Here is a 23,646-nt window from a genome sequence, read left to right as displayed (position 1 = left end):
CCGTCACTCCCCGGCGAGTGCCGCGGCCTCGGCGCGCAGATCGCGGCGGAGCTCCTTGGGGAGCGAGAACGTGATGGACTCCTCGGCCGCCTTCACGATCTCCACATCCTCGAAGCCGCGCTCCGAGAGCCAGGCCAGGACGCCGTCGACCAGGACCTCGGGAACGGACGCGCCCGAGGTGACGCCGACCGTGGAGACACCCTCCAGCCAGGCCTCGTCGATCTCGTCCGCGAAGTCGACCAAATGGGAGTCGGCGGCGCCGGCGCCGAGGGCGACCTCGACCAGGCGGACCGAGTTGGAGGAGTTCTTGGAGCCGACGACGATCACGAGGTCGGCGTCCGCGCCCATCTGCTTCACGGCGATCTGGCGGTTCTGCGTGGCGTAGCAGATGTCGTCGCTGGGCGGCGAGATCAGGAGCGGGAACTTCTCCTTGAGCGCGCCGACCGTCTCCATCGTCTCGTCGACGGAGAGCGTGGTCTGGGAGAGCCAGACGACCTTCGACGGGTCGCGCACCTCGACACCCGCGACGTCCTCGGGTCCGTCGACCAGCGTGATGTGGTCGGGGGCCTCGCCGGAGGTGCCGATGACCTCCTCGTGGCCCTCGTGGCCGATCAGGAGGATGTCGAAGTCCTCCTGCGCGAAGCGGACGGCTTCCTTGTGGACCTTGGTGACCAGGGGGCACGTCGCGTCGATAGTGGCGAGCTTCCGCTCGGCCGCCTCCTCGTGCACGGTCGGCGCGACGCCGTGCGCGGAGAACATCACGATCGAGCCCTCGGGCACCTCCGCCGTGTCCTCGACGAAGATCGCGCCCTTTTTCTCCAGGGTCTGTACGACGTACTTGTTGTGGACGATCTCGTGGCGTACGTAGACCGGGGAGCCGTACTGCTCCAGGGCCTTCTCCACGGCGATCACAGCACGGTCCACGCCCGCGCAGTAGCCACGGGGAGCGGCGAGCAGGACGCGGCGGGGTGTCGTAGCAGTCATGCGCACCATCGTAAGGCCGCGTCGGACGCGCGGAAGATCGACGGGGTCACGAGACTGATCCGTACGCGATCGACGGAGGGCTCATGGCGGGGACCGGCAGCGGCAACGGGGGCAGTGGCGGAGGCGTGGAGGTGCGGGGTGCGCACCAGGAGGCGGGCAGGCTGCGGCGGACGCTCGGCTTCCGGGACCTGGTGGTCTACGGGCTCCTCTTCATCGCCCCGATGGCGCCCGTCGGTGTGTTCGGCACGCTCGACGCGAAATCGGGCGGTGCGGTCGCGCTGGTCTACGTCGCGGCGACCGTGGTGATGGCGTTCACGGCCTTCAGTTACGCCCAGATGGTGCGCGTCGCCCCGCTGGCGGGCTCGGTCTTCGCATACGCGCGCCGGGGGCTCGGGGAGGGGCCGGGGTTCATCGCCGGCTGGATGGCGATGCTCGACTATCTGCTGATCCCGGCCGTCGCCTATCTCTTCTCCGGAATCGCGCTGAACGCGCTCGTGCCGTCGGTGTCGCAGTGGGTGTGGACGGCGCTGGCGGTCGTCGTCACCACACTCCTCAATCTCTGGGGCGTGCGGGCCGCCGCCCGGGTCGGCTTCGCGGTGCTCGCGATGGAGATCGTGGTGCTGCTGGTGTTCCTGGTGTCGGCGGTGGTGGTTCTCGTACGGGACGGGGCGCAGCGCGGCTGGCTGACTCCGCTCACGGGTGATTCCGGTTTCTCCCTGTCGGCGGTGCTGGGGGCGGTGTCGGTGGCCGTGCTGTCGTATCTGGGCTTCGACGCGATCGCCTCGTTCGCGGAGGAGGTGACGGGGGGCTCGTCGAAGGTGGCGCGGGCGGTGCTGTTCTGTCTGGTGCTCGCGGGTGTGCTGTTCGTGGCGCAGGGGTACCTGGCGGCGCTGCTGGAGCCGATGACGTCGGCGGAGCTGGCCGCCGATCCGGCCACGCAGGGCTCGGCGTTCTACTACACGGTGGACTCCGCGGTCGGGACCTGGCTGCACGATCTGGTGGCGGTCAGCAAGGCGATCGGGGCGGCCTTCGCGGCGCTGGCCGGGCAGGCGGCCGCCGGGCGGCTGCTGTTCGCGATGGCCAGGGAGCGGCGGCTGCCCGCGCTGCTGTCGAAGGTCGATCCGCGGTCCGGGGTGCCGCGGGTCGCGATCCTGCTGGCCGCGGTGGTGACGCTGGTGGCGGCGGTGTGGGCGGCCCGGCGCGCCGACGGCCTCGACCGTCTGGTGTCGGTCGTCGACATCGGTGCGCTGACGGCGTTCGTGCTGCTGCACGCGTCGGTGGTCGGCTGGTTCGCCGTACGCCGGATGGAGGGGCCGCCGAGCTGGTGGCGGCATGTGCTGGTGCCGGTGTTGGGTGCGGGCGTGCTGATCGCGGTGATCGTGGAGGCGACCGCGAGCGCCCAGGTCGTGGGGGTGTGCTGGCTGGGGGTGGGGCTGGTGGTGCTGGCGTTGCAATTGGGGCGACGCACGGCCTGAGGGGTTGTGTTCCGCTGCGACGAGGTGGAGTGGCTGCCGTGTCGTCGGTGGGGAGGGGCGGGTAGGGGCGGGGCGGGGAGAGGCAGGGGACGCGGCCGTCGTCGGCGGGGAGAGGCGGGGAGATCCGGGGCGACGCTGCTGTCGTCGGCGGGGCTTGGCCGCCGTGCCGGAGCCAAGTACGGCTGCTGTCATCGGCCGGGTGCGGCAGCTGTGCCGGAGCCGCGAGCGGCTGCCGTCATCGTCCGGGAGCGGCAGCCGTGCCGGAGCCGGGAACGCTGCTGTCGTCAGCGGCTGATTGTCGGTGGGGGCGGATACGCTCGCTCGCATGGCTCTCCAAACGTCCGCGGAAGCTCCGCTGCCCGTCGGTGATGTTTCGCGGCTCATCGGCGGGTGGATCGACCGGCTCGGGGCGGTCTGGGTCGAGGGGCAGATCACCCAGTTGTCGCGGCGGCCGGGCGCGGGCGTGGTGTTTCTGACGCTGCGCGACCCTTCGCAGGACATCTCGGTGAGCGTGACGTGCTTCCGCCAGGTCTTCGACCGGATCGCTGACGTGGTGACGGAGGGGGCGCGGGTCGTCGTCCTTGCCAAGCCCGAGTGGTACGCGCCCCGCGGCCAGCTGTCCCTGCGGGCCACGGAGATACGGCCCGTCGGCATCGGTGAGCTGCTTGTCCGCCTTGAGCGGCTGAAGAAGTCGCTGGCCTCGGAGGGGCTCTTCGCGCTCGACCGGAAGAAGCCGCTGCCGTTCCTGCCGCAGCTGATCGGGCTGGTCTGCGGGCGGGCCTCGGCCGCCGAGCGCGACGTCCTGGAGAACGCGCGGCGGCGATGGCCCGCGGTGCGGTTCGAGGTGCGCAACACCGCGGTGCAGGGGGTGCACGCGGTGAATCAGGTGGTGCAGGCCGTGAAGGAGCTGGACGACCTCCCGGACGTCGACGTGATCGTCGTGGCGCGGGGCGGCGGCAGCGTGGAGGACCTGCTGCCGTTCTCGGACGAGCAGCTGATCCGTACGGTCGCCGCGTGCCGTACGCCGGTGGTGTCGGCGATCGGTCATGAGCCCGACTCCCCGCTGCTCGACCTGGTCGCGGACCTGCGCGCCTCCACGCCGACGGACGCCGCGAAGAAGATCGTGCCCGACGTGGGCGAGGAGCTGGACCGGGTGCAGCAGTTGCGGGACCGTGCGCTGCGGACGGTACGGGGGCTGCTGGACCGGGAGGAGCGGGGGCTGGCGCACGCGCTGGGCAGGCCGTCGATGGAGCGTCCCCTGCGGATGGTGGACGAGCGGGCCTCGGAGATCGACGCGCTGATCGGGCGGGGGCGGCGGGTGCTGGGGCATCTGCTGGACCGGGCGGACTCGGAGCTCGCCCACACCCGCGCGCGGGTGGTCGCGTTGTCCCCCGCGGCGACGCTGGAGCGCGGGTACGCGGTGCTGCAGCGGGCGGACGGCCATGTGGTGCGTGCTCCGGCCGACGCCGGGCCGGTGGGCGATGTCCTGCGGGCGCGAGTATCGGGGGGCGAGTTCGCGGTGCGGGTGAGCGAATGAGCGGTGGGCCGGGGGCGGGAGCCCCCGAAGGTGATGACGGACGAGGCCGAAGGCTCCTCACGGGGCGGAACGTAGGGTGGAGCGCATGACGGACGACGGGACCACGGCGGCGGCTGGTGCCACGGGCACGCTCGGCTACGAGCAGGCCCGTGACGAGCTGATCGAGGTGGTACGCCGCTTGGAAGCGGGCGGTACGACGCTGGAGGAGTCCCTCGCGCTGTGGGAGCGGGGCGAGGAGCTGGCGAAGGTGTGCCGGCACTGGCTCGAAGGCGCGCGCGCACGGCTGGACGCGGCCCTGGCGGCGCCCGCGGAGAACGGCGGCGAACCGACAGCCGGCAACGGCAGCAGCAACGGCTGAGGCAGCCTGGACAGGCCCGGCCGGAGCGCGGGTCCGGGCCCTGGCGGGGGCCCGGGCGGGGGCGGGTACGCATCGGCGCGACAGAGCCGCGCAACAGGGCCGCCTTGTGGACCGCCTTGTGGACCGCCCTGTTGGTTGCCCTGTGGAACGGATCACCCCGCTCCCATTTTAGTTGAAAGTTAACCTACCTCTCCGTTACGGTGATCGACGTTGCTTGACCCCCCAGCACGCCCGGAAGGTAATACGCACCATGTCGCTCGTTCTTGACCCCGCCGCCCAGGACCTCCTCTTCCGCGAGGCCCGCACCGCCAACACCTTCACCGACGAGCCGGTGACCGAGGAGCAGGTCCAGGCGATCTACGACCTGGTCAAGTACGGCCCCACCGCCTTCAACCAGTCGCCGCTGCGCGTGATCCTGGTCCGCTCCGACGAGGGCCGCGAGCGCCTCGTCAAGCACATGGCCGAAGGCAACCAGCCGAAGACCCGGACCGCCCCGCTCGTCGCCATCCTGGTCGCCGACAACGAGTTCCACGAGGAGCTCCCGGCCCTGCTGCCGCACTTCCCGCAGGCCAAGGACGCGTTCTTCTCCGAGCGCCCGGTCCGCGAGTCGTCCGCCACGCTCAACGCCGCGCTGCAGGCTGCGTACTTCATCATCGGCGTCCGCGCCGCCGGTCTGGCCGCGGGCCCGATGACCGGCCTCGACGCCGCGGGCATCGAGAAGGAGTTCCTGGACGGCGACCACAAGCTGCTGATGGTCGTCAACATCGGCAAGCCGGGCGAGGACGCCTGGTTCCCGCGCCTGCCGCGTCTCGCCTACGACGAGGTCGTCACGACCGTCTGATCGCCCCCTCCGTACGGATCCGGCCCTGGAGCAGCACGCGTGCTGCTCCAGGGCCGGATCCGTAGGTGCGCGTACGGCGTCAGGGACGTCAGGACGACTTGAGTGCGGCGGCCATCTCGGCCAGCCGCTCCGTCGAGGCGGAGCCCGTGACCACCGTGGTCGCGCCCTTGTCCTGGCGCACGAGGGCGTCGTACTTGTCGCCCTTCCAGTGCTGCCACGTCTCGCCCGCGACCTGCTGCGTACGCCCGGTGTCCTTGGCGTCACGGCTGACCTCGGTCACGTACTTCTTCGCCAGGGAGCTGGACTGCTCCACCGCGACGTACTTGCCCTCCGGGTCGAGGAAGCCCAGGTGCCAGCTGTCACCCGCCTCCCGGTCGTAACTGACCGAGGTCGGCTTCCACTCCTTGGCCAGTCCGTCCGGGGCGGCCACCGGGTACGGTGCCGCGCGCCGCGCCGTCAGGAGCTCCACCCGGTAGTCGACCGCCTTGACCGGGTTGGCGTTCTCGTCGTGCGGAACGAAAATGTAAACGAGTCCCGCCGCGGCGGAGATCACCGCCATCGACAGGAACATGTCCCGCACTGTCTGCTTGCCTCGCTTGCTAGCCACGGGTCCATGGTCGCATCCGGTCCAGGAGGCCGGAGCCCGGGGCAGCCGCTCAAACGTGACCCGGTCTGCTCATTTTGTCGACCTGGCGATAGAGTCACAGCACCCTCTTCCGGTCGTCGTCGTACAGAAAGGTGCGCTCCGATGTCCGAGCATCATCTGCCGTCTCAGCTCGAGGTCTCCCCGGAGGCCCCCGACCGCAACCTCGCCCTGGAGTTGGTCCGGGTCACCGAGGCCGCCGCCATGGCAGCGGGGCGCTGGGTGGGCCGTGGCGACAAGATCGGCGCCGACGGCGCAGCCGTGAAGGCCATGCGGACCCTCGTCTCCACCGTCTCGATGAACGGCGTCGTCGTCATCGGCGAGGGCGAGAAGGACGAAGCTCCCATGCTGTTCAACGGCGAGCACGTCGGTGACGGCACCGGCCCGGAGGTCGACATCGCGGTCGACCCGATCGACGGCACGACCCTGAACGCCAAGGGCATGCCGAACGCGATCGCCGTGCTGGCCGCCGCCGACCGCGGTGCCATGTTCGACCCGTCCGCGGTCTTCTACATGGACAAGCTGGTCACCGGCCCCGAGGCCGCCGACTTCGTCGACATCAATGCGCCCGTCTCGGTGAACATCCGCCGCGTCGCGAAGGCGAAGAACTCCGCCCCCGAGGACGTCACCGTCGTCATCCTCGACCGCCCCCGCCACGACGGCATCGTCAAGGAGATCCGGGAGACCGGCGCCCGGATCAAGTTCATCTCCGACGGCGATGTCGCGGGCTCGATCATGGCCGCCCGCGAAGGCACGGGCGTCGACCTGCTGATGGGCATCGGCGGCACCCCCGAGGGCATCATCTCGGCCTGCGCCATAAAGTGCCTCGGCGGTGTCATCCAGGGCAAGCTCTGGCCGAAGGACGAGGCCGAGCGGCAGCGCGCACTGGACGCCGGGCACGACCTGGACCGGGTGCTGTCCACCGACGACCTGGTCAGCGGCGACAACGTGTTCTTCGTCGCGACCGGCATCACGGACGGTGAGCTGATGCGCGGCGTGCGGTACCGCGCGGAGACGGCGACCACCGAGTCGATCGTCATGCGGTCCAAGTCCGGCACGATCCGGAAGATCGACTCGACGCACCGGCTGTCGAAGCTGCGCGCCTACAGCGCGATCGACTTCGACCGCGCGAAGTAGCCCCCGCCCCGGGTCCGGGGAGGAACGCGAAGAGGCGCCCCCGTGTGCGGTGGGGGCGCCTCTTCGCGCGTACGTGGGGGCGCCTCTTCGCGCGTACGTGGGGGCGCCTCTTCGCGCGTACGGACGTGCACACGGGCCTGCACGGGCGCGTGCGACGTGCACAACTGCGTACGGACGTACACGGGCGCGGACGCGGGCGGACATACCCGCACGGGCACGTGCAGAAACACATGGACGACGGCACGAAGGGACCGGCCAGTCCGGTCCCGCCGGTACCGCCCGGTCAGCCCGCCGCTGCGATGCGGCCCGCCGCGCCGGAGGAGGCGGATGACGCCTTGAGCTCCATCTCGCGCCGTCTGCGACGGGCGAGCACCACACGGCGTTCGGCGGCGGTGAGGCCGCCCCACACCCCGTACGGTTCCGGCTGTATAAGGGCGTGTTCCTGGCATTCGACCATCACCGGACAGCGCGCGCAGACCCGCTTCGCGGACTCCTCGCGCGCGAGTCTGGCAGCAGTCGGCTCCTTCGACGGGGCGAAGAACAGCCCGGCCTCGTCCCGGCGGCACACCGCCTCCGAGTGCCAGGGGCCGGCCTGGTCCTCCCGAGCGGGGGTGCGCTGGGGAGGGGCGGCGGCGACCTGCAGGGGCTGATGCGGCAGTTGCAGCACGGTCTACTCCTGACGACGGCTTACGGCTTCGCGAGCGAGAGACGATGCAGCAGTCCCTACCCGCTGTACGTGCGCCTATGCACTGCGTGGCCCCGGTTCCGGGCCACGCAATTGCGATCGATCAGGGATTTGGCTTGTTCTCGAAGGGAGGAAGGAGTTCGGGAGAGAGAAGGAGAGAAGGGCGGAGCGGGCGGACCACTTCGGCTCCTGGCCGACTCCTAGCCGAAGTGTTTACGCAGCCGGTCCTGGAGATCCGCGATGAACTTCCCGCGCTTGGGCTTCGCCTCGACGCTGCCGAACACCGAATAGCCATTGACGACGACCACGGGCGCCTCGGGGTCGGCGGATTCCAGCGTGGCGACTTCGAAATTACCGAAGACGCCCGTGCCGCTGCCACGCAGCGAGATGTTCTCGGGGACCTTGATCTCGACACTTCCGAAGATGGAGGTCGCGTTGACCACCGTGAGCCTCTGGCCGAAAAGCGCCTCGGTCAGATCGATCTCCACACTGCCGAAGAGCGCGAAGGCGTGCGTACGGCCGCCGACCCGCCAACGGCCCCGGCGGGTGGAGCTGCTGAAGATCGCCACCAGGTTCTCGGCGGGGCCCGTCGGGCTCTCCTGGCCGTGCGCGTCGGCCGCGGCGGCCGGACGGGAGGTACCCGACGGGGCGGGCAGATCCCGTACCAGCGGTTCGAGCTCGCCGACGGTCTTGGCGCGGTAGACCGCGTCGACCCGCTCGGCGTGTTCCTCGGCGGTGAGCCGGCCCTCGGCCATGGCCTCGCGCAGGATGTCCGCGATCCGGTCGCGGTCCGCGTCGGAGGCGCGGATACCGGCCGGTTCCGCCGGCGCTACGGGCTGCTGGGGGTGCTTTTCGAGGTCCACCGGCCCAGCGTACCCAAACGCGATAGATCGCAACTAGCCCCCGCCCCGCCTCCGCCGTGTCGCCCCGCGCCGCCACCCCCGCGCGAACGGCGAACTGAGCCTTACCTCACAGCCCCGGTGTCCGCGCGGCGTTCTAGTCTGGTGGGTGCGCTGCCCAAGGGAGGACAGCCACTGTCTGCCGAGTGAGGAATGGCCGTAATGCCAGAGTTTGCGTACTCCGATCTGCTCCCCCTGGGAGAGGACACCACGCCGTATCGTCTGGTGACCTCCGAGGGTGTCTCCACCTTCGAGGCCGACGGTCGTACGTTCCTCAAGGTCTCCCCGGAGGCGCTGCGCACGCTGGCCGCCGAGGCCATGCACGACATCTCCCACTACCTGCGCCCGGCCCACCTGGCGCAGTTGCGGCGAATCGTGGACGACCCCGAGGCGTCCTCCAACGACAAGTTCGTCGCGCTCGACCTGCTGAAGAACGCGAACATCGCCGCCGCGGGTGTCCTGCCGATGTGCCAGGACACCGGCACCGCGATCGTCATGGGCAAGCGCGGGCAGAACGTACTCACCGAGGGCGGTGACGAAGAGGCCCTGTCGCACGGCATCTTCGACGCGTACACCAATCTCAACCTCCGCTATTCGCAGATGGCTCCGCTCACCATGTGGGAGGAGAGGAACACCGGCTCGAATCTGCCCGCGCAGATCGAGCTGTACGCCACCGACGGCGGCGCGTACAAGTTCCTCTTCATGGCGAAGGGCGGCGGCTCGGCCAACAAGTCGTTCCTCTTCCAGGAGACGAAGGCGGTCCTCAACGAGGCCTCCATGATGAAGTTCCTGGAGGAGAAGATCCGTTCGCTGGGTACGGCCGCCTGCCCGCCGTACCACCTGGCGATCGTCGTCGGCGGTACGTCGGCCGAGTTCGCGCTGAAGACCGCCAAGTACGCCTCCGCGCACTACCTGGACGAGCTGCCCGCCGAGGGCTCTCCCACGGGGCACGGCTTCCGGGACAAGGAGCTGGAGGAGAAGGTCTTCGAGCTGACGCAGAAGATCGGTATCGGCGCCCAGTTCGGCGGCAAGTACTTCTGCCACGACGTGCGCGTCGTCCGCCTGCCCCGGCACGGCGCCTCGCTGCCCGTGGCGATCGCCGTCTCCTGCTCGGCGGACCGCCAGGCCACCGCGAAGATCACCGCCGAGGGCGTCTTCCTGGAGCAGCTGGAGAAGGACCCGGCGCGCTTCCTGCCGGACACCACGGACGAGCACCTCGACGAGTCGGGTGACGTCGTCGAGATCGACCTGAACCGGCCGATGGACGAGATCCTCGCCGAGCTGACCAAGCACCCGGTGAAGACCCGGCTGTCGCTGACCGGTCCGCTGGTCGTGGCGCGCGACATCGCGCACGCCAAGATCAAGGAGCGGCTGGACGCGGGCGAGGACATGCCGCAGTACCTGAAGGACCACCCGGTCTACTACGCGGGCCCGGCAAAGACGCCCGAGGGGTACGCGTCCGGCTCCTTCGGCCCGACGACGGCCGGCCGCATGGACAGTTACGTCGCGCAGTTCCAGGCGGCGGGCGGCTCGAAGGTGATGCTCGCCAAGGGCAACCGCTCCCGGCAGGTCACCGAGGCGTGCGACGCGCACGGCGGTTTCTACCTGGGCTCGATCGGCGGTCCGGCGGCGCGCCTCGCGCAGGACTGCATCAAGAAGGTCGAGGTCGTCGAGTACGAGGAGCTCGGCATGGAAGCGGTGTGGCGGATCGAGGTCGAGAACTTCCCCGCGTTCGTCGTCGTCGACGACAAGGGCAACGACTTCTTCACCGAGCCCGCCCCGGCGCCGACGTTCACCAGCATCCCGGTGCGGGGCCCGGGTCTCGCCTGACGGGGGCAGTCCTTTCGTCCCTCCGTAGCCACGGTTCTCGCGGGGCGTTCCGGCACGTTTCATCGGCCGGGACGCCCCGCGCCGTTCCGCGATCCTCCGTAACACGCCCTCGCTTCTCTTCACTCCTCACTCCTCACTCCTTCAGGAGTCCCGACGTGGCGACCAGGTAGCCGAGTTGGGCGCGGCTGTTGCTGCCCAGCTGCTCGGAAACCCTCCGCACGCGTTCGGCGACGCTGCGGCGGCTCATGCCGAGCCGGCGGGCGATCGACTCGTCCGTCTCGCCGCCCACGACCGCGTGCAGGATGGTCCGTTGCAGGTCGGAGGTGACGACCGGGGTGCGCAGCGGTATGCGTTCCGGGCGGACCGGGACCGCGCGGGCCCAGGTCTCGTCGAAGTGGCGGGCCAGGAAGCGGACCAGGGACGGGTGCTGGATGCGCAGCGCGCTGTGCGGTTCGTCGGAGTACGGGACGGCCTCACGGAGGTCTCGTACACCTGGCATCTGCAGACGCTCCCCGCCGATTCGCGCGGTCACGCGTTCGGGCTCTCCGCCACCGTCGAGAACCTCGGGTTCGGCGTCGGCATGATCGTGGTCGCGGCGGCGCTCGACCGCCACACCCCGCTGACCGTCGTCGCCTGGTCGCACGCGGTGGCCATCGTGATCGCCGTGGTGTTCCTGATCCGGGTGGCGCGGGTGCGCAGGGCACGATCGGGTGCCCGCTCGCCGCTCCGGCGCCGATCGCGGCGGGCCGGTGCCGTGAGGGATCACGTACGACGGTATTCAGCCAATCTTCGGACGCTCCGTACGCGACCGGTCGCCCGGCCCCGTACCGGCACGCCCGGCGCGGATGCCCGGCCGGTACCACCGGCCCGGATCCCGGGGCCGCTCCGGCACCGCAGCTTTCACGCAGCGGGCCGCGTCCCGGGCTTGCACGTCGCCCCGCCGCTGCGGTGGATTGTCGAACGTTCCTGACGTACCGAAGCACTTCCATCGACCCGGGAAGCCGCCCCGGGAAACCGGGAAGCCGACCCGGGAGACCGGGAATCCGCCCTGCGAAACCGGGAAACCACCCTGGGAACCAGGAATCAGACGCCACCCCCCACTCTGATCCACCCTCACTCTCACCGTCGAACATCGGAAAGGCGGACGCCGTATGACGCCGCTTCCCCACCGCAGCCACGCCGACGACCTGCTGTCGTTCATCAGGGCCAGCCCTTCCCCGTACCACGCGGTGGCGAGCGCCGCCCAGCGCCTGGAGAAGGCCGGCTTCCGTGAACTGCACGGCACGGCCGACTGGACGGGCACGACCGGCGGCAGCTACGTCGCCCGCGACGGCGCCCTGATCGCCTGGTACGTCCCCGAGGGCGCCCCCGCCCACACCCCGTTCCGGATCGTCGGCACCCACACCGACTCCCCGAATCTCCGGGTCAAGCCCACTCCCGACACCGGGTCCGCGGGCTGGCGGCAGGTCGCCGTGGAGGTCTACGGCGGCGTGCCGCTGAACACCTGGCTCGACCGCGATCTCGGTATCTCCGGGCGGCTGGCGCTGCGCGGCCCCGGCGGCGGGGTCGAGTCCCGGCTCGTCCAGATCGACGAACCGCTGTTGCGGGTGCCCCAGTTGGCCATCCACCTGGACCGCACGGTCAACGAGGGGCTCGCCCTCGACCGGCAGCGCCATCTCGCCCCGCTGTGGGCGCTCGGGGCGCCCGAGGAGGGCGCGTTGCTGCGCCGGGTCGCGGCGGCCGCAGAGGTGGAGCGGGCGGACGTCCTCGGCTGGGACCTGATGCTCCATGACATCCAGCCGCCCGGGTATCTCGGCGCGGACCGGGAGTTCGTGGTGTCCGCGCGGCTGGACAACCTGGTGTCGGTGCACGCCGGCGTCACGGCTCTGGCGGGTGCGGCGACCGCGGCCGAGGAGCCCTCGTACATCCCCGTCCTGGCGGCCTTCGACCACGAGGAGGTCGGCAGCGGTTCGCACACCGGTGCGCAGAGCCCGCTGCTGGAACGGGTCCTCGGCCGCTCGGTCACCGCGCGCGGCGGCAGCACCGAGGGCTGGTCCCGTGCCCTGTCCGGTTCCTTCTGCGTCTCTGCCGACATGGCGCACGCGGTCCACCCCAACTACGCGGAACGGCACGACCCGGGCCACCACCCGCTGCCCAACGGCGGCGCCACGGTCAAGGTCAACGTCAATCAGCGGTACGCCACCGACAGCACCGGCATGGCGGTGTTCGCGGCCGCATGCGAGCGGGCGGCGGCGCCGTGGCAGCCGTTCGTCTCCAACAACGCGATGCCGTGCGGCACCTCGATCGGCCCGCTCACCGCGGCCCGGCTGGGTGTGCCGACGGTCGACGTGGGGGTGCCGGGGCTGTCCATGCACTCGGCGCGCGAGCTGTGCGGGGCCGCCGACCCCGGCCACCTGGCCGCCGTCCTGGGCGCGTTCGTGACCTCCGGCTGACGCAGGGCCGGGGGTGCGGGGCGGGACGGCCCGGGTCGTGAAAGCCCGGGCCGCCCCGCCCCGTTCCGTATGACGGAGTTACGCGAATCGCTGGTTCGCGCCGCCGTCACAGTTCTGCAGCTTGAGCGGGTCCTTGGCCGCCGCGAGCGTCACACACAGTCCGGTCGAGGCCGCCGGGCGCAGGGTACCCGACTGCTTCACGAACTGCTGGTTGGCCGCGCCCGAGCAGTTGTACAGGATGAGCGTGGCGCCCGCCCTGTAGTCGGCGCCCGGCACGTCCAGGCACCGGTCGTGACTCAGTTCCGTACGGATGGTCTTCGTTCCGGAGTCGTACCACCAGCCCTGGTTGCGGCCGCCGTGGCAGTCCCAGCCGCCGATCTGTGTGTTGTTGCGGGTCACCGAGGCGGGAACGTCCACGCAGGTGCCCGTGGCCTCGTTCTTCAGGGGGTTGAAGGCGTCGTCCCATGCCGTGGCCTGGAGCACCGGCTGTCCGGTGCTGGCCGGGTCGGCGCAGCTCGCCTCGCGCAGGGACGAGTTGTAGATCTGGGTGAGGCAGGAGGCGAAGGCGGCGTGGCCGCGCGCGTTCGGGTGGAAGGACTGCCGGACGGAGTTGGAGTCCGGCGGGAAGTTCGACAGGTCGATGTAGAGGCCGCGGGCCCAGGTGTTCTCGCTGCACACCTCGTGGCCGTGGAAGAGCCGGGAGTTGTCGAGATAGACGGCTCCGGTGTCGGCGGCGGCCTTGCGCATGCCGCGTTCGAAGGCGGGGACCGCCACGTTACGGCCCCAGGCCGCGTCGGAGTCGTATCCGGCGCAGCCGCCGGGAAGCTTGCCGGGGAAGTCCGGGTTGTCGTAGAAGTCCGGGCCGATCGGGCTCGGGTAACCCATGACGACAAGCTTGTAGTCGCCGTTGCCGTAGCCGGCGTCGGACATGACGGTCCTCAGATCGCGCACCGTCTTCTCGACCTTGGGGACGAGTCCGTCGACGCGCGCCTGCCAGCCGCCCTCGTAATTCGGCTGGCAGGCCCCCTGGGAGAACACCCAACGCTGGACGCAGTCCGTCATGACGGGGCCGAACTGGAGGTCGTCATTGGCGCCCGCGACCAGCAGGATCATCTTGATGCGGGTGTTGCGGGCCTTGATGGCGAGGTTGTCGCTCTGCACGAGTTCGTCGGCGTACTGCTTCGATCCGCCGATCACGATGTTGCCGGTGTACGCGCCGGAGCAGGAGACGTTGTACGTGACGTCGGCCGGGATTCCGGTGCGGTGGATGGCGGAGTCGGGCGAGCGGTGGCACCAGTTGTCGGGGCCGTTGGTGCCCGCCTCGTACGTGCCGACGCCCTCGCCGGAGATCTCGCTGTCGCCGAGCGAGATCAGCCCCGTCTTGCGGTCGGCGAGCGGGCGCTCGGCCGGGTCGCCGTACAGCCGGGTGGCTTCGGCGGCGCGGATGGCCTCCAGCTCGGGCGAGAGGGGGGTGGATGCGGTAGTGGTGGTAGCGGTCCGGTCCGCCGCGCCGGCCGGTCCTGCGGCGGCGGCCATACCGCCGAGTGCCGCCGCCATGGCCGCGGCGGCCGCGACCGTACAGCGAAGTCTGTGCCTGGTGCGCCTCATTGAGTCTCCCCGGGTTTGTGGTTACCCCCGGTATTTACTGGTCGGTAGGCGACTTGGGAATAGACAGAACAAGACAAGTGCTCAACTTTTTCAGGAGGTTGCACCCCATGGACGAGTCACAGTTCGGTCCGCAGTACCCCACAGGAGTTACGTATTTCCGCGTCGAGCACGACTCGATGGGCGAGGTGAGGGTGCCCGTGGACGCCAAGTGGCGGGCCCAGACGCAGCGCGCGGTGGAGAATTTCCCGATCTCCGGGCAGCGCCTGGAGCGGGCCCACATCGAGGCCCTGGCCCGGATCAAGGCGGCCGCGGCCAAGGTGAACGCCGAGCTGAAGGTGCTCGACCCGGACATCGCCCTGGCCATCCAGGAGGCCGCCGAGGAGGTCGCCGACGGGCGCTGGGACGCGCACTTCCCGATCGACATCTTCCAGACCGGCTCCGGCACCTCGTCCAACATGAACACCAATGAGGTCGTGGCCACCCTCGCCACCGAGCGCCTGGGCCGCGAGGTCCACCCGAACGACCACGTCAACGCCTCGCAGTCGTCCAACGACGTCTTCCCGTCCTCCATCCACATCGCCGCGACCGCCGCCGTCACCGGCGAGTTGATCCCGGCGCTGGACCATCTGGCCGCCGCACTGGAGCGCAAGTCCGCCGAGTTCACGACGGTCGTGAAGGCGGGTCGTACGCATCTGATGGACGCCACGCCCGTCACCCTGGGCCAGGAGTTCGGCGGCTACGCGGCGCAGATCCGGTACGGCATCGAGCGGCTGCGCGTCTCCCTGCCGCGCCTCGCCGAACTGCCGCTGGGCGGCACGGCCGTCGGCACCGGCATCAACACCCCGCCCCGCTTCTCCGCCGCCGTCATCGCCGAGGTCGCCCGCGTCACCGGGCTGCCGCTCACCGAGGCCAGGGACCACTTCGAGGCGCAGGGCGCGCGGGACGGGCTCGTCGAGACGTCGGGCCAGCTCCGTACCCTCGCCGTCTCGCTCACCAAGATCTCCAACGATCTGCGCTGGATGGCGTCCGGACCGCGCACCGGTCTGGCCGAGATCAGCCTGCCCGATCTCCAGCCGGGCTCGTCGATCATGCCGGGGAAGGTGAATCCGGTCATTCCCGAGGCCGTCCTGATGGTCGCGGCCCAGGTGATGGGCAACGACCAGACGGTCGCCGTCGCGGGCGCGGCCGGCAACTTCGAACTGAATGCAATGCTTCCGGTCATCGCGAAGAACCTGCTGGAGTCGGTACGACTGCTGGCCAACGCCTCCCGGCTGCTCGCGGACCGCACGATCGACGGGATCACCGCGAACGTGGAACGGGCCAGGGAGTACGCCGAGTCCTCGCCGTCCGTCGTCACCCCGCTGAACAAGTACATCGGCTACGAGGAGGCGGCGAAGGTCGCCAAGAAGTCCCTCGCGGAACGCCGGACGATCCGCGAAGTGGTGTTGGACTCGGGATATGTCGAACGCGGCGACCTCACGGTGGAACAGCTCGACGAGGCACTGGACGTGCTGCGCATGACCCGCCCGTGACAGGCGTCGCAGCGAGGGGGCTGTGGCATCTCCGGAGCCCGTCCGGCTGATCAGGGTCGGACGGGGCCCGGCGTCCGGTGCGGTGCATCGCACGGCACCGGAGCGTCCCGAGGTGGCTCCGTATCCGGCTGCAAGTACGCGCCGCCACGGCTCCCGCTATCAGCGCAGCGCAAGTGCAGACGTACTTCAAGTGGCACCCAACCGCTGGGCGGAGCTCACCGAGACGTCCAGAGCATGGGTCGCCAATGCCAAGGCATTACTGACTTCGGCGTATTAGGGTCTGTCCGGTCTGTCGAGAGCGAGGCCCGTCCCGGCGAGGAATCCGCCGAGGATGCCGTGCCGGTACTGCAGCGCTTTGAGCCGCCTGCGGAGCAGAGTCTCCAGCTCGCTGAGGGTGCGGGCGGCCAGGTTGGCCAGGCTCCGCTTGATGTGCGCCCACAGGCCCTCGACCGGGTTGAGGTCGGGCGCATACCCGGGCAGCAGGACCACCGTCAGCCAGTCCCGCTCGGCAACGAGTGCCTTCATCGTCTTGGAGATGTGGGTGTTCAGCCGGTCCCACACCACGATCAGCGGGGCCTTGAGCAGTTGGTGGGCGCCATCCAACAGGCGTATGTAGTCCGCCTCGCCCAGCGAGCGACGCTCGCCCTTGCGGCCGGTATGCCGACGCAGCCGGTAGCACAGACGGGCGGGCAGGCCCGGCCGGTAGCACAGCAGACCGGCCACCGAGAGACGTCCCCGGCTACGGCCGGGCACCTTGACCCTCGGGGTGATGCCGCGCCGGCCCCAGGTGCGGCCCTTGGGCGGCCGACCGGTCACGCCCGCTTCGTCCTCGAAGCAGATGAACGCGCCGGTCGCCGCCCGGAGGGTTTTACCTCCTGCCAGGTCGCCTCCCGCCATGCGGTGATCGCGTCCTCGTCGCGTTCGGCGGCGGGCCGGGCGGGCATCTGCACGCTGTAGCCCATGCGGTGCAGCAGCCGAGTGACCCCGGAGACGCTGTAGGAGAGGTGGAACTTCCGCCCGATCAGCGTGCGTACCCGCGCGGCGGTCCACACCTGGTCGTCCGCCCAGCCGTGCGCGGTCGGCCCCTCATCAAGCCACATCGCGAGCTTGGTCTGCAGGTGTGGGCCGAGCCGACAGTCGTAGCCGCAGGGGCCTCTGGAACGCAGCGCCTCGCGTCCGCCCGTCCTCCAGGTGCGGCGCCACTGGTAGACCGACTTCTCACTCACCCGTAACTCCCGGGCGATGCACGGGACTTCCACGCCCTCATCGAAGAGGTCAACGGCCCGCATCCGTACCTCTTCCCGGCGCCTGCGCTGCTCGGCGGTCAGCCCGCCCCCGTCCGGATACCGCATACCTCCGGCGTACCAGCCCGGACGGACCCCGTCACCCCTCCCGACACAAATCCAGACCCCGAAACGCCGAAATCAGTAACCGCCGCAGGTGCGCGATGCATGCGCGTTTGATTGCGCTTGACAATCCAGGGATCACGGCGCGAGTTGGGCCCTCGAGCGTCCCTGGACTCGGCACCAGAGCTACGGGGTACGGGAACACGGGGAGGATGCGCTGATGGCATGGGACGAGTGGGAGCAACTCAAGGCAGACGCAGCAACACGGTCGACGCAAATGCAGTTGAACCAGTATCCGGCCGATTCCGGAGGCGGTACACCCGGGGCCAACGCCTCAGCCGACCTGAAGTCAGACAAAAGGGCATGGGTGAAGGCGGGCGAGGCCACCAAGGGGCTCGCTGAGCCGATCGGCCCCGCGCTGACGAAACTTGAAGACGGGCAGACGGGGCTGGACGACGCATCCGGCTGCCAGGGCGTGGCGGCACAGAAGGAGCTGTATACCTCCTGGAGCAAGTATGTGAAGAATGTGCGCGAGCGCTGCAAGTCCCTTGGTGGGCTGCTTGAGTCTTCAGGGCATGAACTGTCGAAGACCGATGAGTCGCTGAAGTCCGAACTGGACGCGATCAAGTACACGGACACCCAGGCCGTCGGCGGCCAGTCCAAGGAGAAGTGATCCGGGGGCATGGATCTTGCGACGCTGAAAGCGCTCAAGCCGTCGAAGTTCGAAGATGCCGCAGACGCGTACCGGGCGACGGACGAGATGGCCAGTGCAGCCAAGGACACCATCGACAACCAGATCACCGCGGGGATACGTAACCAACTCGAGGGCGCGGCGGCGAAGGCCGCCCTTCGGGAGCTGGCCGAGTTGTCGAAGAACTTCCACTACATGCAGACCGAATGCGGGCTGGTGAGCACCGCGCTGAACGGTTTCGCATTCGATATGGCGGCGGCGAAGCGGAAGCTGGACGCAGCGCTCGAGGACGCGCGGGCGAACCACTGCACGGTGAACACAGACGGTTCAGTCAGCTTCCCGGCGGGCAGGAAGCCGGGCGAGGACAAGGATGCCGAGGGCGGCACAGTGACCGGTAGCGCCTGGGGTAGCCCGACGTCCGACGCCCTGGAGCGCCAGGCGGTGAACATCCACCCGAACCCCCACTACGGCGCGGCCCTCGGCTATGCCAACCGGGTAGCAAATGCTTTGAAGGAAGCCACTGACGCAGACGCGAAGTGGGCGCCGAAGCTTCGCGCCCTCAAGGCCGACGACGACCTCGTGGTCTCGGACCGGGATTGGGTGGACGTGAAGTCCGACCGGGGTGGGGTACTCAAGGCCGCCGACCTTTACCTGGACAGCATCAAGGCCCCGCCGAAGGAAGCCACGCCCGAGGAGAACGCGGAGTGGTGGAAGAATCTCACCTCGGAGCAGCGGGCCGACTATCTGGCCGTCCATCCGAATTCCATCGGATCGATGAACGGCCTCCCGTCCGGCGTTCGCGACGAGGCGAACCGAATGGTTCTGAACGAGACGAAGGCTACATACCAGCTGGAGCTGGACGCCATTCCGAAAGAGCCAACCAAGTACGGCCCCAACACCGGCGGCAGCTACCCCGCTGCCGTGATCACCCCGGAATGGCGGGAGTGGCAGGACAAGTACGGGAACGAGAAGGCCAGGATGGAGGGCGTGATGAAGGGAATGAACGCCATCCAGGATCGCTTCGACCGCACAGGAAAAGATGGGCTTCCCGAGGCGTACCTGCTCGGCTTCGATCCCACCGGTCTCGGGGACGGAAAGGTCATCCTCGCTAACGGGAATCCGGACACAGCCGATCACGTAGGCGTCTACGTCCCCGGTACGTTCGCAGGCATAGAATCCATCGGCGGCGGCGGGGATACTCATGGGGACCTCGGCCGTGGCGAACGACTCTGGGTCGAGAGTCACCGCCTCACTCCCGGCCAGAACGTCTCCACCGTCACGTGGCTCGACTACAACGCGCCGGACGGCATCCTTTCGGAGGCGACACGCGGGCAGTACGCGGACGAGGGCGGCCCACGACTCTACGACTTCTTGCAGGGGAACGGAGCCGCGCAGCAGACCGCCGACGGTACTCGCGCGCACACCACTGTCATCGGGCACAGCTACGGCAGCACGGTGGTCGGCGTCTCGGCACAGTCGGGGAGTTGGAATGACCCTGAGGCCGCCAACGACTTCGTCTTTGCGGGCAGTCCCGGTGTCCAGGCGGATCACGCGGCGGACCTGGGTGTCGGAGCCGACCATGTCTGGGCAATGGGCGCCCCCTGGGACGATCAGGTGGTCCGGCAGGGCGGTCGACTGATGGGGCTCGGTGACAACGGAGTCATTCCCACCGACGAATCCTTCGGCGGGAACATCATGGAGAGCGACTCCGGCGGACACACCGGATTCTTCGACGACGGCTCTCTCAGCATACGCAATCAGTCAGCCATCATCGCCAGCCAATATGACAAGGTACAACTTGAATAGGCGAATTTCGAAACTCGGGTTCATTATCGCGACGTGCGTGCTGGCGATGGCATGCTCGAACGGAAAAGAGGCGGCGGTGAAGGCACAGGACAGCGATACCGTGAAGGCGGGCGTCGAGAGGACATCCAGTCGGATTCTCGAGATCCTCGACGTCAAGGGGAAGGTCACGGAGACGGGTGCGATGACGTCGCGTTGCTCGGACTACGGCTCCGACGAGGAGGTCTACCGCGCACGTCATCCCTGGAGCATCTACAAGGCTCCCTTTGCGGATATGCAGAAGGGCATGGACCGCCTGCGGGCCGAGCTCCCGAAAGACGGCTGGAAGATCGTCCGGGACGGCATGGACAGCAGCAAGGCCAATAGCCCGCAGATCGTCGCGGAGTCCAAGAGCGGTGAATTCGCAGTCGACGTACGGTTGCACAAAGCGAGCAAAGTCGGAAACGCCCCGGACCTCCTGGAAGTCACCGTCGAATCGGCTTGCTACCGGTCGAAATAGCCCACCGTGAGGCACTATGGCCTGCCCTGCGGGCTGACCAGGCCTCGCCGTTTCGGTTGGAATGAGGGCGGAGGCGGAGTACGGCGGCTCTCGGACGGACGGCTTTCCACCGCCTCGTCGCACTGCCCCGACCAGTCGGCCGACCCGCCGCCCCCGGCCCACCCACGATCCGAAAGACCCAGGAGAACCCGACCACCGCGACGGGACTCCGCCATGCCCAGGCAGCAAAAATGCCGCGGCCACCCAACAGTTAATGGTCAACGACAACGTCTCAACCCAGGCGAAACGGCGAAGCTAGGATCTGCCCATGGCAGGTACGGAATACATCGCGCACTGGGCGCCGGGCGAGCAGATCCTGTGGCGTTATCGCGGCAACGGTCCGCTGCCCGGGGAGGCCGCGCCGGGGCCCGTCCCGCGCCCGGTCCACATCTGTCGGCCCGTCACCGTCGTCCAGGACACCGACGATCTGCTCGCCGTGTGGGTGGCGCCCGGTACCGAGTGCGTGAAGCCGGTGCTGGCCGACGGCACCGAGGTGCACGACGAGCCGCTCGCCACCCGGTACACCGCCCCGCGCACCACCGTCCGCTCCGCCTGGCTCGGCAACGGCGTGCTGAAGCTCGCCCGTCCCGGTGATCCCTGGTCGGTGTGGCTGTTCTGGGATTCCGGCTGGAGGTTCCGCAGCTGGTACGTGAACCTGGAGGAACCGCGCACCCGCTGGGCGGGCGGTGTCGACTCCGAGGATCACTTTCTCGACATCTCCGTCTACCCGGACCACAGCTGGGCCTGGCTCGACGAGGACGAGTTCGCCCAGGCACAGCGGGTCGGCCTGCTGGCCCCGCGAACCGCTCGACGCGTACGGGAGGCGGGCCGCGCGGCCGTCGAGGTGATCCGGGACTGGGGCGCACCGTTCCGGGACGGCTGGGAGAACTGGCGGCCCGATCCGCAGTGGCGCGTTCCGGCGCTCCCGGGTGACTGGGACCGTACCCCCTCCCCCATGACGTCGTGAGACCCTTGATGCACCCCAGGGGGGCAAACGTAGGATCACCCTCCGGAGGGGCGCATCACTCCACCCTGCGGGCGGGGCACCGGACCTGACCGTAAGTCATCGCACGAGCATCACGCACTGCATGAGCTGTATGAGCCACATCAGTCGTACGAATCGTATGAGCCACTACGAGGGGGTGGAGACGTGCTCGCTGTCGCCCGCCCCATCATCGGAAACGTAGTCGGTGAATCACCCTGCAGGCATCCGGTTTCGGCCCCTCTTTCGGGGGCATCCGGTGACAGCCGTTGTTATCGCTGCTCCTGCCGGGGCACAGTAGCGCCCCACGAGGTGATTGCCTCATACAACCGGCCCGGACGGACGGAACCCCACGCGTGACGGAGCATCCCACCTCCCACGAAGGCCGGCAGCCTCTCGCCGCCCGGTCGCAGGAACGCACCCGGCCGCGGCAGCAGGATGCCGCGTCGGCCGCTCCCCCTGCCACCGCCGCGATTCCCGGCCCCGCCACGGCGCCGGGCGCCGGAGCGAATCCGGCGGCCGCGGCGCCCCCCGGCCCCGCGGGACTCGACCCCCAGGCCGCGGCCCGTCGCGAGGGCGACCGGCTGCGTTTCGTGGGGGCGGCCACCCGGCGGATCGCCCGCGGCATAGACCTGGACGAGATCGTGCTCGGCCTGTGCCGGGCCAGTGTGCCGACGTTCTCCGACGCCATACTGGTCTACCTCCGCGACCCGCTCCCGGTCGGTGACGAGCGGCCGGTCTCCCCTTTCGTGCTGCGGCTGCGCCGGTCCGACCGGCTGCGGCTGAACGAGGAGGCGGCGGAAACCCCGTCGGAGATCGAACGCCTGCGGCTGCCCGCCATCGATCCGCACGGCGATCTGCCGCCCGCGGCCGAGCTGTGCGAGGTCCGCTCGGGCGGCGCGCTCGCCGAGGTGCTGCGCGGGGTGCGGCCGGTCTTCGGGGACTCCGCGGCGGCCCGCGCCGCGCTGCCCGAACTGCTCGGCGCCGGCCGGGCCGTACCCACCGGGCACCGCGCGATCCTCGCCCCGCTGCGCGGCCGGCGGCGGGTGATCGGCGCCGCCGTCTTCCTGCGCGGGACCGAGCGGTCGCCCTTCGAGGCCAATGACCTGCTGGTCGCCGCCCAGTTGGCGACGCACACCGCGCTCGGCATCGACAAGGCCGTGCTGTACGGCCGCGAGGCGTACATCGCCGACGAGCTCCAGCGCACCATGCTGCCCGACTCGCTGCCGCAGCCGACCGGCGTCCGGCTCGCCTCCCGCTATCTCCCGGCCGCCGAGACGGCCCGGGTCGGCGGCGACTGGTACGACGCGATCCCGCTGCCCGGGAGCAGGGTCGCCCTGGTCGTCGGGGACGTCATGGGCCACTCCATGACCTCGGCGGCGATCATGGGCCAGCTGCGCACCACCGCGCAGACCCTCGCCGGGCTCGACCTGCCTCCGCAGGAGGTGCTGCACCACCTCGACGAACAGGCGCAGCGGCTCGGCAGCGACCGCATGGCGACGTGCCTCTACGCGGTCTACGACCCCGTCGCGCACCGCATCACCATCGCCAACGCCGGGCATCCGCCGCCCGTCCTGCTCCACCTGGGCGGCCGCGCGGAGGTGCTGAGGGTGCCGTCGGGCGCCCCGATCGGCGTCGGCGGTGTGGACTTCGAGGCCGTCGAGCTGGACGCGCCCGCGGGCGCCACGCTGCTGCTGTACACCGACGGTCTGGTGGAGTCCCGGCTGCGGGACGTCTGGACCGGGATCGAGATGCTGCGCGAACGGCTCGCCGCCACCGCCCGGCTGACCGGCCCGGACCACTCGCCGCCGCTGGAGGCGCTGTGCGACGACGTCCTGGACATGCTCGGCCCCGGCGACCGGGACGACGACATCGCGCTGCTCGCCGCCCGGTTCGACGGGATCGCGCCGAGCGATGTCGCGTACTGGCACCTGGAACCGGAGGAGACCGCTCCGGGGCGGGCCCGCAGGCTGGCCCGCCAGGCGCTGAGCCGCTGGGGGCTCGACGATCTCTCCGACTCGGTGGAGTTGCTGGTCAGCGAGGTGGTGACCAATGCCGTGCGCTATGCGGAGCGGCCGGTGACGCTGCGGCTGCTGCGTACCGACATCCTGCGCTGCGAGGTCGGCGACGACGCCCCGCAGCTGCCCCGGCAGCGCCGGGCCCGCGACATGGACGAGGGCGGCCGCGGCCTGTTCCTTGTGAACCGGCTCGCCCGGCGGTGGGGGGCCACGCGGCTGTCGACGGGCAAGGTCGTCTGGTTCGAGATGCCGGCCCGGGGCCAGTAGAAGAGGCGGAAAGAAGGAG

The 23,646-nt window shown here is 69.8% G+C and carries 21 protein-coding genes; 13 read left to right on the top strand and 8 right to left on the bottom strand.

All coding sequences use genetic code 11. The features are described 5' to 3' along the window. Positions 1–3 precede the first annotated feature (3 nt). Positions 4–984 carry a 4-hydroxy-3-methylbut-2-enyl diphosphate reductase gene (locus OH735_RS24500; protein ID WP_406383678.1) on the bottom strand — a complete coding sequence of 327 codons (981 nt, stop codon included), beginning with the start codon at positions 982–984 and terminating at the stop codon, positions 4–6. An 83-nt stretch (positions 985–1,067) separates the two neighbouring features. Here OH735_RS24500 and OH735_RS24495 point away from each other — a divergent pair, with 83 nt between their 5' ends. The 4 genes from OH735_RS24495 to OH735_RS24480 all read left to right on the top strand — a co-directional run bounded on the left by OH735_RS24495 (position 1,068) and on the right by OH735_RS24480 (position 5,195). Beyond that, positions 1,068–2,459 carry an APC family permease gene (locus OH735_RS24495; protein WP_406383677.1) on the top strand — a complete coding sequence of 464 codons (1,392 nt, stop codon included), beginning with the start codon at positions 1,068–1,070 and terminating at the stop codon, positions 2,457–2,459. A gap of 325 nt (positions 2,460–2,784) precedes the next feature. Then, positions 2,785–3,996, top strand: coding sequence for an exodeoxyribonuclease VII large subunit (gene xseA / locus OH735_RS24490; RefSeq protein ID WP_406383676.1), 1,212 nt, complete (start codon positions 2,785–2,787; stop codon positions 3,994–3,996). 85 nt (positions 3,997–4,081) lie between these two features. Then, positions 4,082–4,354, top strand: coding sequence for an exodeoxyribonuclease VII small subunit (locus OH735_RS24485; RefSeq protein ID WP_406383675.1), 273 nt, complete (start codon positions 4,082–4,084; stop codon positions 4,352–4,354). A 250-nt stretch (positions 4,355–4,604) separates the two neighbouring features. Next, positions 4,605–5,195, top strand: coding sequence for a malonic semialdehyde reductase (locus tag OH735_RS24480; RefSeq protein ID WP_266748289.1), 591 nt, complete (start codon positions 4,605–4,607; stop codon positions 5,193–5,195). Between the two features lie 88 nt (positions 5,196–5,283). Here OH735_RS24480 and OH735_RS24475 read toward each other — a convergent pair whose 3' ends face one another. Next, positions 5,284–5,802, bottom strand: a complete 519-nt coding sequence (locus tag OH735_RS24475) for a DUF4245 domain-containing protein (RefSeq protein ID WP_406383674.1) — start codon at positions 5,800–5,802, stop codon at positions 5,284–5,286. Between the two features lie 141 nt (positions 5,803–5,943). Between OH735_RS24475 and glpX the strand changes: the two genes are divergently transcribed. Then, positions 5,944–6,975 carry a class II fructose-bisphosphatase gene (gene glpX, locus OH735_RS24470; RefSeq protein WP_365242733.1) on the top strand — a complete coding sequence of 344 codons (1,032 nt, stop codon included), beginning with the start codon at positions 5,944–5,946 and terminating at the stop codon, positions 6,973–6,975. A gap of 283 nt (positions 6,976–7,258) precedes the next feature. Here the strand turns inward: glpX and OH735_RS24465 are convergent, their stop codons facing one another. Together OH735_RS24465 and OH735_RS24460 are read right to left on the bottom strand one after the other, a co-directional pair. Next, positions 7,259–7,642, bottom strand: coding sequence for a WhiB family transcriptional regulator (locus tag OH735_RS24465; protein WP_406383673.1), 384 nt, complete (start codon positions 7,640–7,642; stop codon positions 7,259–7,261). A gap of 218 nt (positions 7,643–7,860) precedes the next feature. Beyond that, positions 7,861–8,523 carry a DUF1707 domain-containing protein gene (locus OH735_RS24460; RefSeq protein WP_406383672.1) on the bottom strand — a complete coding sequence of 221 codons (663 nt, stop codon included), beginning with the start codon at positions 8,521–8,523 and terminating at the stop codon, positions 7,861–7,863. 189 nt (positions 8,524–8,712) lie between these two features. On the opposite strand from OH735_RS24460, the gene OH735_RS24455 reads away from it, so the two are divergent. Further along, positions 8,713–10,389, top strand: coding sequence for a fumarate hydratase (locus tag OH735_RS24455; protein ID WP_406383671.1), 1,677 nt, complete (start codon positions 8,713–8,715; stop codon positions 10,387–10,389). 133 nt (positions 10,390–10,522) lie between these two features. Here OH735_RS24455 and OH735_RS24450 read toward each other — a convergent pair whose 3' ends face one another. Next, positions 10,523–11,032 (bottom strand): helix-turn-helix transcriptional regulator, encoded by a 510-nt coding sequence (locus tag OH735_RS24450; RefSeq protein ID WP_406383670.1) that lies wholly within the window; start codon positions 11,030–11,032, stop codon positions 10,523–10,525. Between the two features lie 508 nt (positions 11,033–11,540). Between OH735_RS24450 and OH735_RS24445 the strand changes: the two genes are divergently transcribed. Beyond that, positions 11,541–12,842 (top strand): M18 family aminopeptidase, encoded by a 1,302-nt coding sequence (locus tag OH735_RS24445; RefSeq protein ID WP_406383669.1) that lies wholly within the window; start codon positions 11,541–11,543, stop codon positions 12,840–12,842. 78 nt (positions 12,843–12,920) lie between these two features. On the opposite strand, the gene OH735_RS24440 is transcribed toward OH735_RS24445, so the two are convergent. Next, complete coding sequence (locus OH735_RS24440) at positions 12,921–14,450, bottom strand: ricin-type beta-trefoil lectin domain protein (protein WP_406383668.1); 1,530 nt, start codon at positions 14,448–14,450, stop codon at positions 12,921–12,923. Between the two features lie 107 nt (positions 14,451–14,557). On the opposite strand from OH735_RS24440, the gene OH735_RS24435 reads away from it, so the two are divergent. After that, complete coding sequence (locus OH735_RS24435; RefSeq protein ID WP_406383667.1) at positions 14,558–15,982, top strand: class II fumarate hydratase; 1,425 nt, start codon at positions 14,558–14,560, stop codon at positions 15,980–15,982. A 273-nt stretch (positions 15,983–16,255) separates the two neighbouring features. Here the strand turns inward: OH735_RS24435 and OH735_RS24430 are convergent, their stop codons facing one another. Beyond that, positions 16,256–16,879 carry a transposase gene (locus tag OH735_RS24430; protein ID WP_406380869.1) on the bottom strand — a complete coding sequence of 208 codons (624 nt, stop codon included), beginning with the start codon at positions 16,877–16,879 and terminating at the stop codon, positions 16,256–16,258. Continuing rightward, positions 16,795–17,334, bottom strand: a complete 540-nt coding sequence (locus OH735_RS24425) for a winged helix-turn-helix domain-containing protein (RefSeq protein WP_406383666.1) — start codon at positions 17,332–17,334, stop codon at positions 16,795–16,797. Before OH735_RS24425 ends, OH735_RS24430 begins: the two co-directional genes overlap by 85 nt. Before the next feature lie 214 nt (positions 17,335–17,548). On the opposite strand from OH735_RS24425, the gene OH735_RS24420 reads away from it, so the two are divergent. The 5 genes from OH735_RS24420 (at position 17,549) to OH735_RS24400 (ending at position 23,627) form a co-directional block, all read left to right on the top strand. Further along, positions 17,549–18,001: a hypothetical protein gene (locus OH735_RS24420; protein WP_406383665.1), complete on the top strand. Its 453-nt coding sequence runs from the start codon at positions 17,549–17,551 to the stop codon at positions 17,999–18,001. Between the two features lie 9 nt (positions 18,002–18,010). After that, a complete protein-coding gene (locus tag OH735_RS24415) occupies positions 18,011–19,825 on the top strand; it encodes an alpha/beta hydrolase (protein ID WP_406383664.1) in 1,815 nt (604 codons plus the stop codon). A gap of 46 nt (positions 19,826–19,871) precedes the next feature. Next, a complete protein-coding gene (locus tag OH735_RS24410) occupies positions 19,872–20,321 on the top strand; it encodes a hypothetical protein (RefSeq protein ID WP_406386709.1) in 450 nt (149 codons plus the stop codon). 307 nt (positions 20,322–20,628) lie between these two features. Next, positions 20,629–21,327 carry a DUF402 domain-containing protein gene (locus OH735_RS24405; RefSeq protein WP_406383662.1) on the top strand — a complete coding sequence of 233 codons (699 nt, stop codon included), beginning with the start codon at positions 20,629–20,631 and terminating at the stop codon, positions 21,325–21,327. Positions 21,328–21,698: 371 nt separating this feature from the next. After that, positions 21,699–23,627: a SpoIIE family protein phosphatase gene (locus OH735_RS24400; RefSeq protein ID WP_406383661.1), complete on the top strand. Its 1,929-nt coding sequence runs from the start codon at positions 21,699–21,701 to the stop codon at positions 23,625–23,627. Positions 23,628–23,646 lie beyond the last annotated feature (19 nt).

Origin of the sequence: Streptomyces sp. NBC_01618 (assembly GCF_045209435.1) — a bacterium.
In the GTDB taxonomy this organism is placed as follows: Bacteria; Actinomycetota; Actinomycetes; order Streptomycetales; family Streptomycetaceae; genus Streptomyces.
The sequence above is the reverse complement of the archived record's forward strand: the minus strand, read 5'-3'. Positions and strand labels throughout refer to the sequence as shown.

What these genes read in the sequence shown, in the direction of transcription:
- OH735_RS24405 (WP_406383662.1), top strand. Translation starts at nt 20,629, where the DNA reads ATGGCAGGTACGGAATACATCGCGCACTGGGCGCCGGGCGAGCAGATC.
- OH735_RS24455 (WP_406383671.1), top strand. Translation starts at nt 8,713, where the DNA reads ATGGCCGTAATGCCAGAGTTTGCGTACTCCGATCTGCTCCCCCTGGGA.
- OH735_RS24410 (WP_406386709.1), top strand. Translation starts at nt 19,872, where the DNA reads ATGGCATGCTCGAACGGAAAAGAGGCGGCGGTGAAGGCACAGGACAGC.
- OH735_RS24480 (WP_266748289.1), top strand. Translation starts at nt 4,605, where the DNA reads ATGTCGCTCGTTCTTGACCCCGCCGCCCAGGACCTCCTCTTCCGCGAG.
- xseA (WP_406383676.1), top strand. Translation starts at nt 2,785, where the DNA reads ATGGCTCTCCAAACGTCCGCGGAAGCTCCGCTGCCCGTCGGTGATGTT.
- OH735_RS24430 (WP_406380869.1), bottom strand. Translation starts at nt 16,879, where the DNA reads ATGGCGGGAGGCGACCTGGCAGGAGGTAAAACCCTCCGGGCGGCGACC.
- glpX (WP_365242733.1), top strand. Translation starts at nt 5,944, where the DNA reads ATGTCCGAGCATCATCTGCCGTCTCAGCTCGAGGTCTCCCCGGAGGCC.
- OH735_RS24500 (WP_406383678.1), bottom strand. Translation starts at nt 984, where the DNA reads ATGACTGCTACGACACCCCGCCGCGTCCTGCTCGCCGCTCCCCGTGGC.
- OH735_RS24420 (WP_406383665.1), top strand. Translation starts at nt 17,549, where the DNA reads ATGGCATGGGACGAGTGGGAGCAACTCAAGGCAGACGCAGCAACACGG.
- OH735_RS24440 (WP_406383668.1), bottom strand. Translation starts at nt 14,450, where the DNA reads ATGAGGCGCACCAGGCACAGACTTCGCTGTACGGTCGCGGCCGCCGCG.
- OH735_RS24495 (WP_406383677.1), top strand. Translation starts at nt 1,068, where the DNA reads ATGGCGGGGACCGGCAGCGGCAACGGGGGCAGTGGCGGAGGCGTGGAG.
- OH735_RS24435 (WP_406383667.1), top strand. Translation starts at nt 14,558, where the DNA reads ATGGACGAGTCACAGTTCGGTCCGCAGTACCCCACAGGAGTTACGTAT.
- OH735_RS24425 (WP_406383666.1), bottom strand. Translation starts at nt 17,334, where the DNA reads ATGCGGTATCCGGACGGGGGCGGGCTGACCGCCGAGCAGCGCAGGCGC.
- OH735_RS24445 (WP_406383669.1), top strand. Translation starts at nt 11,541, where the DNA reads ATGACGCCGCTTCCCCACCGCAGCCACGCCGACGACCTGCTGTCGTTC.
- OH735_RS24415 (WP_406383664.1), top strand. Translation starts at nt 18,011, where the DNA reads ATGGATCTTGCGACGCTGAAAGCGCTCAAGCCGTCGAAGTTCGAAGAT.
- OH735_RS24485 (WP_406383675.1), top strand. Translation starts at nt 4,082, where the DNA reads ATGACGGACGACGGGACCACGGCGGCGGCTGGTGCCACGGGCACGCTC.